Source organism: Nocardioides ginsengisoli (genome assembly GCF_039537225.1).
Taxonomy (GTDB): Bacteria; Actinomycetota; Actinomycetes; order Propionibacteriales; family Nocardioidaceae; genus Nocardioides; species Nocardioides ginsengisoli.
Map to the genome: position 1 here is coordinate 95,331 of NZ_BAABAC010000024.1, position 12,758 is coordinate 108,088.

At 70.9% G+C, this 12,758-nt stretch carries 15 protein-coding genes; 7 read left to right on the forward strand and 8 right to left on the reverse strand.

What is annotated here, in order from left to right; all coding sequences use genetic code 11:
• The first annotated feature begins 102 nt into the window (after window positions 1-102).
• Window positions 103-1,380: a coiled-coil domain-containing protein gene (locus AB4880_RS13680; RefSeq protein WP_367919766.1), complete on the forward strand. Its 1,278-nt coding sequence runs from the start codon at window positions 103-105 to the stop codon at window positions 1,378-1,380.
• On the forward strand, window positions 1,377-2,549 hold the full coding sequence (locus tag AB4880_RS13685; protein ID WP_367919767.1) for an AI-2E family transporter: 1,173 nt from the start codon (window positions 1,377-1,379) through the stop codon (window positions 2,547-2,549). Before AB4880_RS13680 ends, AB4880_RS13685 begins: the two co-directional genes overlap by 4 nt.
• On the opposite strand, the gene AB4880_RS13690 is transcribed toward AB4880_RS13685, so the two are convergent.
• Entirely contained in the window at window positions 2,546-3,544 is a 999-nt protein-coding gene (locus tag AB4880_RS13690; protein WP_367919768.1) for an EamA family transporter, read from the reverse strand. The two genes, AB4880_RS13685 and AB4880_RS13690, sit on opposite strands and share 4 nt — an antisense overlap.
• 39 nt (window positions 3,545-3,583) lie before the next feature.
• Between AB4880_RS13690 and AB4880_RS13695 the strand changes: the two genes are divergently transcribed.
• Entirely contained in the window at window positions 3,584-4,123 is a 540-nt protein-coding gene (locus AB4880_RS13695) for a CGNR zinc finger domain-containing protein (RefSeq protein ID WP_367919769.1), read from the forward strand.
• Between the two features lie 10 nt (window positions 4,124-4,133).
• Here the strand turns inward: AB4880_RS13695 and AB4880_RS13700 are convergent, their stop codons facing one another.
• The 3 genes from AB4880_RS13700 to AB4880_RS13710 all read right to left on the reverse strand — a co-directional run bounded on the left by AB4880_RS13700 (window position 4,134) and on the right by AB4880_RS13710 (window position 6,501).
• The gene (locus AB4880_RS13700; protein WP_367919770.1) at window positions 4,134-4,919 is read right to left on the reverse strand and encodes an alpha/beta fold hydrolase; all 786 of its coding nucleotides are present in this window, start codon (window positions 4,917-4,919) and stop codon (window positions 4,134-4,136) included.
• A 38-nt stretch (window positions 4,920-4,957) separates the two neighbouring features.
• On the reverse strand, window positions 4,958-6,127 hold the full coding sequence (locus tag AB4880_RS13705; RefSeq protein WP_367919771.1) for a 3-hydroxyacyl-CoA dehydrogenase family protein: 1,170 nt from the start codon (window positions 6,125-6,127) through the stop codon (window positions 4,958-4,960).
• Window positions 6,128-6,201: 74 nt separating this feature from the next.
• Window positions 6,202-6,501, reverse strand: coding sequence for a DUF167 domain-containing protein (locus tag AB4880_RS13710; RefSeq protein ID WP_367919772.1), 300 nt, complete (start codon window positions 6,499-6,501; stop codon window positions 6,202-6,204).
• A gap of 25 nt (window positions 6,502-6,526) precedes the next feature.
• Here AB4880_RS13710 and nucS point away from each other — a divergent pair, with 25 nt between their 5' ends.
• A complete protein-coding gene (gene nucS / locus AB4880_RS13715; protein WP_367919773.1) occupies window positions 6,527-7,225 on the forward strand; it encodes an endonuclease NucS in 699 nt (232 codons plus the stop codon).
• Window positions 7,226-7,374: 149 nt separating this feature from the next.
• Window positions 7,375-7,989: a DUF952 domain-containing protein gene (locus AB4880_RS13720; RefSeq protein ID WP_367919774.1), complete on the forward strand. Its 615-nt coding sequence runs from the start codon at window positions 7,375-7,377 to the stop codon at window positions 7,987-7,989.
• 10 nt (window positions 7,990-7,999) lie between these two features.
• Here the strand turns inward: AB4880_RS13720 and AB4880_RS13725 are convergent, their stop codons facing one another.
• Together AB4880_RS13725 and AB4880_RS13730 are read right to left on the reverse strand one after the other, a co-directional pair.
• The gene (locus AB4880_RS13725) at window positions 8,000-8,530 is read right to left on the reverse strand and encodes a ferritin (RefSeq protein WP_367919775.1); all 531 of its coding nucleotides are present in this window, start codon (window positions 8,528-8,530) and stop codon (window positions 8,000-8,002) included.
• Between the two features lie 36 nt (window positions 8,531-8,566).
• Window positions 8,567-8,770, reverse strand: coding sequence for a hypothetical protein (locus tag AB4880_RS13730; RefSeq protein WP_367919776.1), 204 nt, complete (start codon window positions 8,768-8,770; stop codon window positions 8,567-8,569).
• A gap of 118 nt (window positions 8,771-8,888) precedes the next feature.
• Here AB4880_RS13730 and AB4880_RS13735 point away from each other — a divergent pair, with 118 nt between their 5' ends.
• On the forward strand, window positions 8,889-9,248 hold the full coding sequence (locus AB4880_RS13735; RefSeq protein WP_367919777.1) for an ArsC/Spx/MgsR family protein: 360 nt from the start codon (window positions 8,889-8,891) through the stop codon (window positions 9,246-9,248).
• Window positions 9,249-9,585: 337 nt separating this feature from the next.
• The gene (locus tag AB4880_RS13740; protein WP_367919778.1) at window positions 9,586-10,038 is read left to right on the forward strand and encodes a hypothetical protein; all 453 of its coding nucleotides are present in this window, start codon (window positions 9,586-9,588) and stop codon (window positions 10,036-10,038) included.
• A gap of 113 nt (window positions 10,039-10,151) precedes the next feature.
• Here AB4880_RS13740 and AB4880_RS13745 read toward each other — a convergent pair whose 3' ends face one another.
• Both AB4880_RS13745 and AB4880_RS13750 read right to left on the reverse strand, forming a co-directional pair.
• Window positions 10,152-12,185, reverse strand: a complete 2,034-nt coding sequence (locus AB4880_RS13745) for a protein meaA (protein ID WP_367919779.1) — start codon at window positions 12,183-12,185, stop codon at window positions 10,152-10,154.
• A gap of 110 nt (window positions 12,186-12,295) precedes the next feature.
• Complete coding sequence (locus AB4880_RS13750) at window positions 12,296-12,646, reverse strand: STAS domain-containing protein (protein ID WP_367919780.1); 351 nt, start codon at window positions 12,644-12,646, stop codon at window positions 12,296-12,298.
• Window positions 12,647-12,758: the final 112 nt, after the last annotated feature.

Sequence of the window (12,758 nt, forward strand, 5' to 3'; positions counted from 1 at the left end):
CGCGGCGCCTCGGCGGGGCGGGGTGGGAAACACCCACCTCATCGGGGATCATGGGTCGGTCCCCCCAGACCGCCAGCGAGAGCCAGGGAGGCTCAGTTCCCTATGAGCGACGAGGGTCTGTCCATCTTCGACGACGAGCCCACCCCCACCCAGGAGAGCAAGACCGTGAGCAGCAAGGCCACCGACGAAGAGCCCACCCAGGTCATCCCGGCCGTCAAGACCGCTGAGACGCCCGCGGTGCGCCCGCAGGCCCAGGCCGGTCAGCAGGGGCAGCAGGGGCAGCAGGGGCAGCAGGGTCAGCCGAAGCCGGCGACGCCCCCGGCCCGGCCCGGCGCGAGCGCCGGCGGCGCGAGCCGCCCGGTCGGCTTCACCGCCCCGGGCGCGGCTGCCGGCGGGCTGCCCGTGGTCCGCAAGGGCGGCTACGACCGCGACGCCGTCGACGCCCAGATCCGCCAGCTGTCGAGCGAGAAGGCCGCGCTCGGCGCCAGCCTGACCGACTCCGAGCAGCGGGTCATCGACCTCGAGCAGGAGGTCGATCGGCTCAAGGGCGAGCTCGCCGAGACCGACAACCCGTCGTACGCCGGTCTGGGCGGGCGGGCCAGCGCGATGCTGCGCCTCGCCGAGGAGGAGGCCGCTGAGATCCGCGACACCGCCGAGAAGGACGCCGCCGAGATCCGCGAGCTGGCCACCCGCGACGCCAAGGCGATCCGCGCCGAGGCCGCCCGCGAGGCCGACGACATGCGCGCGGTCCAGCTGCGCGAGCTCGAGGAGAACCGCACCCGCCTGCTCGCCGACGCCGAGCAGGAGCTCGCCCTCGCCAAGGCCGAGGCCGAGGACATCCTCGCCTCCGCGCGCCGCGAGTCCGACCAGCTCCGCCTGGCCACCCAGCAGGAGACCTCCGAGCAGCGCAGCCAGGCCCAGCGCGAGGTCGAGCAGGCCCGCGCGGCGGTCGACCGCGAGGTCCAGGAGGCCCGCCGCGCGCTGGCGATGGAGAAGGAGCGTCTCGCCCGCGAGGCGAGCGACCACCACAACAGTGCCGTCGCCGAGACCCGCCGCCTGGTCGAGGAGGCCGAGCAGCGCGCCACCGCCGCCGAGGAGCGGGCCGCCGAGGCGAGCAAGCGCGCCGCGGCCAGCCGCGCCGCCGCGCAGACCGAGGCCGAGAACACCCTCAACCGCGCCCGCCGCGAGGCCGAGCAGGTCATCGTCTCCGCCCGCACCCAGGCCGCGGCCGTCGCCGCGAGCGGCGACTCCGAGCTCGAGCGCGAGATCGCCGCCCGTCGCTCCGAGCTCGACCGGCTCACCAAGCGTCGCGCCGCCATCACCGCCCAGCTCTCCTCGCTCGCCGACCTCGTGGCCGGCTTCGGCGAGGACGACAGTTGAGCGCCGCCGAGCTCGCCGACGGGGTCGACGGGGTCGACGGGGCTGACCGGGTCGACGCCGTCGACGAGCACGCCGGCGTCGATCCGGCCGCGCCGGTCGGCGCCGCCGACGGCTCGCCGTACGGCGAGCCCGGCAAGCCCTTCGACCGCCGCTCGCCGTTCTTCTACGGCTTCGTCGGCGGCCTCGGCGCGCTGACCGCGTTCGCGGTCTTCAACGCGCTGCTCGGCATCAGCTCGGTGCTGATGCTCGTGGTGGTCGCGTTCTTCCTCGCCGCCGGCCTCAACCCGGCCGTGGAGTTCCTGGAGCGGCGCGGCCTGCGCCGTCCGTTGGCAGTGACGGTCGTGCTGGCGGTCGCCGCCCTCGCCGTCGGCCTGTTCCTGGTCGCGATCGTGCCGGTCATCACCGACCAGGTCGCCGCGATCACGAAGAACGCGCCCGGCTGGCTCGACGAGCTGCAGCGCAACCAGCGGATCCAGGACCTCAACCGCGAGTACGACATCATCGACAAGGCCAAGCAGTACATCGAGGACGGCGACTTCCTCTCCAACCTGTTCGGCGGGGTGCTCGGGTTCGGCCTCAAGCTGATCTCGGCGCTGTTCAACCTGTTCGTGATCGTCGTCCTGACGCTCTACTTCCTCGCCTCGCTGAAGACCACCACCGGCGCGATCTACAAGCTCGCCCCGGCCTCGCGCCGCGAGCGGGTCTCCAAGCTCGGCGACAAGGTGATCGCCAATATCGGCGGCTACGTCTCCGGTGCGTTCATCGTGGCGCTGTGCGCGGGCATCTCGTCGCTGGTCTTCCTGTCGCTCACCGAGATCAGCGAGTACGCCGTCGCGCTGGCCTTCGTCGTGGCCGTCCTCGACGTGATCCCGATGGTCGGCGCGACCATCGGCGCGGTGATCGTCTCGGCGATCGCCTTCGCGACCGACATCAAGACCGGCATCGCCTGCGTGGTCTTCTACGTGGTCTACCAGCAGATCGAGAACTACGTCGTCTACCCGCGCGTGATGAGCCGCTCGGTCGACGTCCCGGGCGCGGTCACGGTCATCGCCGCCCTCGTCGGCGCCGCCCTGCTCGGGCCGATCGGCGCGCTCCTGGCGATCCCCGCGGCCGCCGCGGTGCTGCTGATCATGCGCGAGGTCGTGGTGCGCCAGCAGGACCTGCGCTAGCTCGAGCGTCCCGGCTGGGCAGCGGCGGTCTCGTGCTCGGGTGAGGTGACCGGCAGCGGATCGGTGCCGACCACGATGCTCCGCTCCCCCAGCTTCACGCCGACCACGCCCGCCACGATCAGCGCGCCTCCGCCGAGCTGCACCAGGCCGGGGAGCTGGTCGAGCAGCAGCCAGGCCCAGATCACCGCGGCGACGACCTCGCTCAGCGCGACGAAGGACGCCAGCCTCGAGCCGAGCCGGCGACTGGCCTCGATGCCGGTCGTGTAGGCCAGGGCCGCGGTCACCAGGCCGAGCAGCACGATCGGCACCCACGGCGCGACCGAGACGCCCGCGTAGGCAACGGGGGCCGAGGTGGCGGCCATCGGCATCAGGCCGACCAGGCCGAGGACCCCGAGCAGGACGCCACCCACGACCAGGCCGCACGCGGCGAGGGTGATCGGCGGGATGCCGGACCGGTCGTCGGCCGAGATCACGAAGTACGCCGCGGCGCCCACCATCGCGCCCATCGCCCAGGCGGCGCCGCGCAGGTCGAAGTCGGAGCCGGAGAACAGGTCGAGCACGAGCAGCAGGCCGAGCGCCGCGACGACGGCGCCGACCACCGTCAGCCGGCCGGGCCGCTGGCCGTGGGCGAGCCACATCCAGATCACCACGGCGGCGGGCGCGGTGTACTCGATGAGCAGCGCCGGGCCGACCTCGAGCGTGCGGACCGCGGAGAAGTAGCAGTACTGCGCGCCGGCGACCGCCAGGCCGCCGTACAGGACGACGGTGGGGGCCGCGTCGCGCAGCAGCGCCCAGCGCCCCCGCAGGGCGACGAGGCCGAACGGCAGGACGACGGCCGCGCCGATGGCGATGCGGAGCAGGACGATGCTGCCCGCAGTCCAGCCGGCGTCGAGCAGCGGGCGCGCGAAGGCGCCCGCGAGGCCGAAGGAGGCCGCCGAGGCCAGGGCGAGCACCAGGCCCGAGCGGGCCGTGGTGTCACGAGTCAACATCGTCATGACTCATGACAGTAGGCCCGGATGCAGTAACCTGTCAAAGTGGTTTTTGCCCATGACACCTCGCTGTCCCTCCAGGCCGCCGTCGCCCTGGTGAACTCCGCGCTCGATCCGGTCACGATCAGCACCCCGGACGAGCTCGACGAGTTCTTCGCCGACCACTGCTACACCGGCCGCCACGACGGCGACCAGGCCGAGGTCGACGCCGTCCGGGCGATCGTCCCGCAGCTGCGCGAGCTGCTCACCGCCGACCGCGACGCCGCCGTCGCCATCGTCAACGCGATGCTCCGCGAGGCCTCCGCGCTCCCCCAGCTGCTGCGCCACGACGGCTACGACTGGCACCTGCACGCCATCGACGCCGACCGGCCGTTCGCCGAGCGGATCATCGTCGAGACCGCGATGGCGATGATCGACGTGATCCGCGCCGACGAGATGTCCCGGCTCGCGGTGTGCGCCGACGACACCTGCGAGGGCCTGGTCCTCGACCTCTCGCGAAACCGCTCCAAGCGGTTCTGCTCGGTGACCTGCGGCAACCGCAACGCGGTGGCGGCCTACCGGGCACGCCAGGCCGACGCCGAGTAGGCGCCTCTCGCTAGTCGCCGAGGAAGCGCTGCAGCACCTGGAGGAAGATCTCCGGACGCTCGGAGTGCAGCCAATGGCCGGCGTCCTTGATGGTGACCCGGCGGTTGCGGGGGAACCAGCGGTCCATGGCGGCCTCGTACTCCGGCCGGACATAGTTCGAGCGGCTGCCGGCGAGCCACAGCACCGGCCCGTCGTACGGCGTCACGCCGGCCAGCTGCTCCGCCGGCCAGTCACTGATGACCGGGAGGTCCCGGTCGAGCACGTCGAGGTTGACCTGCCAGCTCCACCCGCTCGCCGCCGCGGCGTCGCGGCGTAGGTTCTGCATCAGGAACGACCGCACCGTGTCGTCGGGCACGGCGGGCTCGAGCATCCGGTCGGCGTCCGAGCGGCGCTCGACCCGGCTCAGGTCGATTGCGCGCATCGCCGCGATGTAGCCCGGGAACTCACGGCTCGCCGCGTAGGCCACCGGGGAGATGTCGGCGACCACGAGCCGCTCCACCCGCTCCGGATGCAGCAGGGCCAGCATCATCGCGACCTTGCCGCCCAGCGAGTGCCCGACCAGCGCCACCGGCTCCTCGTCCGGCAAGGTCGCCACGACGTCGGCGGCCACCTCCGCGAAGTCGAAGCGCTCGGTCCACGGCGAGCGACCGTGCTGGGGCAGGTCGACGAGCAGGACCCGATGACGGTCGGCGAGCTGCTTGGCGATCCCCGTCCAGTTCTTGCCCTGGCCGAAGAGACCGTGCAGAAAGACCACACGGCTCCCGGTCGAGCCGAGAGCCGTGTGGTGAAGCGTCACGCGCCAGAGACTAGCGCGGCAGCGTGGCGGGAGCGCGGTCAGGCGTAGCTGTGGAAGCCCTCGCCGGTCTTGCGGCCGAGCTTGCCGGCGGCGACCTTCTCCTCGAGGGTGGCGGCCGGCACGAAGCCGGGCTCGCCGAACTCGCCGTACAGCTCCTTCTGGATCGCCAGCGAGACGTCGTTGCCGACCACGTCGAGCAGCTCGAAGGGACCCATCGGGAAGGCGGCGGTCTCCTTGATCGCGGCGTCGATGGTGGCCAGCTCCTCGCCGCCCTCGGCGAGCTTGATCGCGTCGTTGAGGTAGGGGAAGAGGAGCAGGTTGACGATGAAGCCCGCACGGTCGCCGGCAGAGACGCCGACCTTGCCCACGTTGGCGGTCAGCGCGCGAACGGTCTCGTCGACGTCGGCCGCGGTGTCGGCGGTGGTGATGATCTCGACGAGCTTCATCACCGGGGCCGGGTTGAAGAAGTGCATGCCGATGACGTCCTGCGGCCGACTGGTGGCCTCGCCGAGCTTGGTGATCGGCAGCGACGAGGTCGTGGTCGCGAGGATCGCGCCCGGCTTGGCGATCCAGTCGAGGTCGCGGAACAGCTCGAGCTTGATGTCGAGGTCCTCGGCGATCGCCTCGACGACGATGTCGACGCCGCCCAGCGCCTCGCGCTCGGTGGAGCCGGTGAGCCGGCCGAGCAGCGCGTCCTTGTCGCCCTCGGTGCCCTTGCCCTTGGCGATGGCGCGGTCGAGGTTCTTGGTGATGTATCCGAGGACGCCGGCGAGCTTGTCCTGGCTGCGGCCGACGTAGATGACCTCGTAGCCGGCCTGGGCGAAGACCTGGACGATGCCGGACGCCATGGTGCCGGTGCCGACGACGCCGACCTTGGCGATGTCGTGCTTGAACTGCGGCGCGGCGGCCTCACCCGCGGCGGCGGCCTCGTCGGCGAAGGTGCGCCCCTCGGCGACGAGCTTGTCGAGCAGGCCGGCCGGCTCGTGCAGGTGGTCGCCGGTCTCGGCGAAGCGAGCAGCCAGCAGGTCGCGGACCTGCGCGGCGCCGATCTCGTCGACGACGGTCAGCGGACCCTTCGGGTAGCCGCAGCCGAAGCGCATCGCGGCGTCGATGTCGGTCACCGAGGCGTAGCCCGACTCGTAGGTGCGGACCGCGTGGTTGAGGTACGGCAGCACCAGCGTGTTGAAGATCTGCTCGCTCGAAGTCATGGGCCGCATGATGACACCGGAAAGCGGCCCTGACTACCCGTCGGTAACCCGATCGGGCATCATCGAGACCGACGTCACACCCGCCGCTGCAGGGTCTCCACCCGAAGCACCTTCGAACGGGAAGTCTGCCCGCGCAGCAGGGTGACCGCCGAGCGCGGCACCCCGAGCTCCTTGGCCAGCCAGCGGACCAGCTCGTCGTTCGCGCGGCCGTCGACGGGCGGCGACGCGAGCCGGATCTTGAGCTCGTCGCCGGCCACGCCGGTCGGTCCGGCCGGGCCGGTCCGGGAGGCGCCCGGCTGGACCCGGACGGCGAGCAGCCAGGCCGTCGTACTGCCGGGCTCGGGGCGCCACCACGGCTGGTCGTCGATCTCCACGGGACAGACTGTAGATTCGTCGCCCGTGAGACTCGTCGTAGCGCGCTGCCAGGTGGATTACGCAGGCCGATTGACCGCCCACCTGCCGATGGCGACCCGGGTGCTCATGATCAAGGCCGACGGCTCGGTGCTCGTCCACTCCGACGGCGGCTCGTACAAGCCGCTGAACTGGATGTCGCCGCCGTGCACCGTCCGCGAGGGCACCACCGACGAGGGCCAGGTCGAGTGGACCGTCACCGCCAAGGCCGCCAAGGGCGCCACCCCGGACACGCTGCGGATCCTCATCGAGGAGATCCACCACGACACGCGGCACGACCTCGGGATCGACCCCGGCCTGCAGAAGGACGGCGTCGAGAAGCACCTCCAGGAGCTCCTCGCCGAGCACCCCGCCACCCTCGCCTCCGGCCTGACCCTGGTGCGCCGCGAGTTCCCCACCGCCATCGGCCCGGTCGACCTGATGTGCCGCGACGAGTCCGGCCTGAGCGTCGCCGTCGAGATCAAGCGTCGCGGCGAGATCGATGGCGTCGAGCAGCTCACCCGCTACCTCGAGCTGCTCAACCGCGACCCGCTGCTGACCGGCAAGGGCGAGGTGCGCGGCATCTTCGCGGCGCAGGAGATCAAGCCCCAGGCGCGGGTGCTCGCCGAGGACCGCGGGATCACGTGCGCGGTCGTCGACTACGACGCGCTGCGCGGCATCGACAACGCCGAGGATCGGCTGTTCTGATCGCCGCCTGACGGACCGTTCGGGACGCATGTGACTCAGGTGACCACTGAGGCCACCACGAGCGGGGCTCAGCACGATAGGTCCGTTCGACGGCCGTCCCTGCGCGGCATCCGGCGCCCAGGCGCCGGAATGCGCAAGGATGGGCGGCGATGGCCACGATCTTCCACATCGCCCTCGCCTCGGAGTGGGACGCCGCGCTGGTGGCGGGGTCGTACACGACCTCGACGCTGGGGCGCACCCTGGCCGAGGAGGGATTCATCCACGCCAGCCGGGCGGATCAGTGGACGGGCGTGCGCGACCGGTTCTACGCCGAGGTCACCGAGCCGCTGGTGCTGCTCCACATCGACACCGACCTGCTCGACGTACCGGTGGTCGAGGAGGTGCCGGCACCGGGGATGACGGAGACGTTCCCGCACATCTACGGGCGGCTGCCCACCGCGGCGGTGGTCAAGGCGATCCCGCTCGGCGACCGGCCCGGACAGCCCGAGCAGCCCGGACAGCCCGAGCAGCCCGCGCCGGCACAGCCGCAGGCGGTGCCGGGTGGCGAGAGCTTCTCGCGCACCTACTTCCGCGAGATGTTCTTCAACATGGCCGTGCTCTGCGTCGTCATCGGCGCGAGCGGCCTCGGCATCGTGCTCGGCCTGGCCTTGGGTGGCGACAAGGCACCCGGACTGGGCGGCCTGGTGGGACTCGTCGTCGGGGCCGCGGCGGCGGTGTGGCTCTATCGCCGCCGCCACGCCCGTACGACGTCGCCGACGTCCTAGGGGCCGAGCCTCAGCCCGCGGCGCCGGCGGCGGGCGGCGCGGTCGGGTCGGCGTCGGCGCCGCCCTGCTCGCGGGCGACCCAGTCCTCGATCGCGTTGACGTCGTCCTTGCTGCGGGTCACGACGGTCAGCAGGTCGCTCATGGTGGCGACCTCCTCGACCTGCTCCTTGATGAACCACTGCATGAACTGCTCGGAGGCGAAGTCGTACTCCTCGCGCGCGATGCGCGTCAGCTCGTTGATCTGCGCGGTGACCTTGCGCTCCTGCTCGAGCGCGAGCGTGATCGGCGCGACGATGTCGTCGAAGGTCGCGACCGGCGCGTCGACGCCGGGGATCTGGACGGGCGCGTCGGTGTCGAGCAGGTACTGCACCATCATCATCGCGTGCTCGCGCTCCTCGAGCGCCTGGCCGTAGAAGAAGCCCGCCAGCTGCGGCATCGTCAGCGCGTCGTAGTAGACGGCGCAGGCGAGGTACTGGTTGTGCGCGGCGAACTCGTTGCCGATCTGGACGTTGAGCTGGTCGGTGAAGCGGGGTGCGGCCATGGGGAGAACCCTAGTGGCCAGCGGCGTGCGCCCGGGTCACGCGGCCTTCTGCAGGCCCTTCTTGGTGACCTTCTTGCCGTCGGCGCGCACGAGCACGCGCTTCTTGACGGTGTAGCCGGCCGGGAGGGTGCCCTCCTTGAGCATGCGGATGGGGCAGCGACCGCAGCGCGACTTCGACACGCAGCACTTGGTCTTGGGGAGCTTGCGCACCTTCCCCTTCGACTTCTTGTCCTTGCCCATGGATCGAGGGTAAGCGACAAAGGCAAGGCAGACCTAACTGACGTGACCCAGGTCACAGGTGACGCGGGTCGCGCTCCCGCTCCCCGGGAGGGTCGGGCGCCCCACTAGGGTCGGCGGCGTGATCGAGATCTGGCTCTATCCCGCCTGCTCCAAGTGCCGCACCGCCGAGAGCGAGCTCAAGGCCGCCGGCGTCGACTACACCGTGCGCCGCTACCTCGATGAGCCGCCGACGGTCGCCGAGCTCGAAGACGTACTGGCCCGGCTCGGGCTCGAGCCCTGGGACATCGCCCGCACTGCCGACGCGAGCAAGCTCGGCGTCACGCTGCCCGCCAAGGACGCCGAGCACCGCGCCGAGTGGCTGGCTGCGATGGCCGCCGAGCCCAGGCTCATCCAGCGGCCGATCCTCACCGCATCCGACGGTACGACGGTCGTCGGCCGCGACCCCGAGGCGCTGTCGCGGGTGATCGCGGCCGACTGAGCGCCCGTCAGCTCGCTGGCCCGAAGGGAGCCGGGACCGCCCAGCCGCGCGTCGCCCGATGGCTCGACCCTGCACACACGCCGTCCCTCGACGAAGCCGGTGGGCAGCGTCGGCGACGAGGGCCATCTCGATGGTCCACTCGCGCAGTCTCTCCCTCGTCGCCCGTGATTCCCGAGTGCTACCCCTCCACTCCGGGGTGGCAGCGACGTCTCCGGGATCGAATGAGGGATGCGGCCCGAGAGCAACGGCCGACTTGGCTATTGCCGCCTCGCCGTTGACATTTCTCGTCAGGTGACGCTTCGTGCACCCACCAGCCCCCTTGCACGAAGGAGCGATCATGCTGAAGAAAGCAGTGCTCGCCACGGCGTTGGCCATGGCATCAATTCTGGCGTTTGCGGGTTCAGCGTCTGCATCGACGGTCTGGGACTACTACGACGACTCCGCAGGAAGGGCTCAGGGGTACTTCCGGTACGTCGACTGCGATGCACAAGGCAACGAGAGCTACCAGTACAGGTGCCAGGGCTCGGACTTCGACGGGCTCCTGCAACTGTCTGACTACGGTCTGGACGGCCGGCCGACCCGCGTCCAGGTTCATACCAGGATAGGTGGGACCTGGCATTCCTATCTCGATCGGTGGCTCCCGGACGGCGCGAAGAACATTCGGTGGGCGTCGGGATCGTTCCAGCCGGTAGGCGCCCTGATCCGAGTGAAGCTGTGCATCTACAAGGCTGACTACGCAACGCTGATCAACTGCACGACGCGCTACACCACCAACAGCTACTACAACTGAGACAGCGGCGCTTCGAGGGCGAGCTCGCGCAGCCGCGCTGAGACTCGGCCCGCACGCACGAAGGCGGCTCCCCCGGCATCCGGGAGAGCCGCCTTCGTCGTGGAGCGGAGCGCTCAGGCCAGGTCGTTGGCCTTGCGGATGACCTGGACGATGCCGGCCATGATCTCGGTCAGCCCGAAGTCCTTGGGGGTGTAGACCGCGGCCACGCCGAGGTCGATCAGCGCCTTGCCGTCGGACTCGGGGATGATCCCGCCGACGATGACCGGGACGTCGCCCATGCCGGCGGCCTTCAGTCCGTCGAGGACGGCGGGCACCAACTCCATGTGCGAGCCGGAGAGGATCGACAGACCCACGCAGTGGACGTCCTCGGCCACCGCGGCCGCGACGATCTGCTCCGGGGTCAGCCGGATGCCCTGGTAGATGACCTCGAAGCCCGCGTCACGCGCCCGGACCGCGACCTGCTCGGCGCCGTTGGAGTGACCGTCGAGGCCGGGCTTGCCGACGAGCAGCCGCAGCCGGCCGCCGAGCTCGTCGCCCGTCGTACGGACGGCCTCGCGGACGGCGGTCAGCTCGGCGCCCGCCTCGGCCACGCCGACCGCGCCGGCGACGCCGGTCGGGGCGCGGAACTCGCCGAAGACCTCGCGCAGCACGCCGGCCCACTCCCCCGTGGTCGCGCCCGCGCGGGCGGCGGCGAGGGTGGCCTGCATCAGGTTGACGCCGGACTTGGCGTCGTCGGCGAGCCGGGCGAGCGCGGTCTCGACCTCGCCCTGGTCGCGCTGCGCCTTCCAGGCGGCGACCGACGCGAGCGCGGCCTCCTCCGCCTTCGGGTCGGCGACCATGATCGCGTCGTCGAGGTTGGCGGTCAGCGGCGACGGCTCGGTGGTGTCGAACTTGTTGACGCCGACGATGATCTCGTCGCCGTTCTCGATCGCGGCGCGGCGGCGGGCGTGCGAGGAGACCAGCTCCTGCTTCATGTAGCCCGAGTCGACCGCGGCGATCGCGCCGCCCATCGCCTGGACCCGGTCGATCTCGGCCTTGGCGCCCGCGATCAGCGCCTCGACCTTGGCCTGGATGACGGGCGAGCCGTCGAAGATGTCGTCGTACTCGAGCAGGTCGGACTCGAAGGCCAGCACCTGCTGCAGCCGAAGCGACCACTGCTGGTCCCACGGACGCGGCAGGCCGAGCGCCTCGTTCCACGCCGGCAGCTGGACGGCGCGGGCGCGGGCCTTCTTGGACAGGGTGACCGCGAGCATCTCCAGCACGATGCGCTGGACGTTGTTCTCGGGCTGCGCCTCGGTCAGGCCGAGGCTGTTGACCTGGACGCCGTAGCGGAACCGGCGCATCTTCTCGTCGGTCACGCCGTAGCGCTCCCGCGTGATCTCGTCCCAGAGGTCGACGAAGGCGCGCATCTTGCACATCTCCTCGACGAAGCGGACGCCCGCGTTGACGAAGAAGGAGATCCGGCCGACGACCTTCTCGAAGTCGTCGTCGGAGACCTGGCCGGAGTTCTTGACCTGGTCGAGGACGGCGATCGCGGTGCACATCGCGTAGGCGATCTCCTGCACGGGCGTCGCGCCGGCCTCCTGCAGGTGGTAGCTGCAGATGTTGATCGGGTTCCACTTGGGGATCTCGTGGACCGTGTAGGCGATCATGTCGCCGATCAGGCGCAGGGAGTGCTCGGGCGGGAACACGTACGTGCCGCGCGAGAGGTACTCCTTGATGATGTCGTTCTGGGTCGTGCCCGCGAGCTTGTGGGCGACCTCGGACGGCGACAGGTCGGGGTTCTGCTCCTCCGCCGCGACCTGGTACATCGCGAGCAGCCACATGGCGGTCGCGTTGATCGTCATCGAGGTGTTCATCTCGGTGAGCGGGATCTGGTCGAAGAGCTTGCGCATCTCGCCCAGGTGGGGCACCGGGACGCCGACCTTGCCGACCTCACCGCGCGACAGCGGGCTGTCGGGGTCGTAGCCGGTCTGGGTCGGGAGGTCGAAGGCGACCGAGAGACCGGTCTGGCCCTTGGCCAGGTTGGTCCGGTACAGCGCGTTGGACGCCTCGGCGGTCGAGTGACCGGCGTAGGTCCGCATCACCCACGGACGGTCCTTGGTGTGCTTCTCGGCGCCGTTGGCCGCGTCGGACGAGGTGCTCATAGTGCGAAGACTAGGACGATCACTACCGCCAGGTAACCGTCCGGACGTGTGGGGTAGTCCACAACGCGCGGGGCGCGCCAGGGCGGGAACGGCGCGAGAGCACCCTCGCGTCAGGCGGGGATCGGCTCCCGCTCGAGCTCGACCAGCCGGATCAGGTGGGTGAGGTGGAGCATCCGGCGGACCGCGGGACGGGCGCCGCGCAGGACCACCCGGACGCCGTAGCGCTGCGCCTCGCGGCTCGCCGCGGCGATCACCTTGAGCGCGGTGGCGTCGATCGAGGAGACGTCGGTGACGTCGATGACGACGGGGCTGATCAGGTCGGTACCGCAGCGGTGGATGTGGTCGTAGACGGCGGTGCGGAGCCGCCCGGTGCTGCGGACGTCGAGATCGCCGGCGAGGACGAGGACGGGCTCGCCGTGGATCGGGTCGATCCGGACGTCGGTCACGTGCCGTGCTCCCATGGTTCCTCCCGAGATTGCGCCGTCTGCTTCACCTACTACCCACCATGACGCGCCAGCACTCACATCGGTTGCACCCCGGACCGGAATTTTTCGCGGCGCTCGCCGGACTACG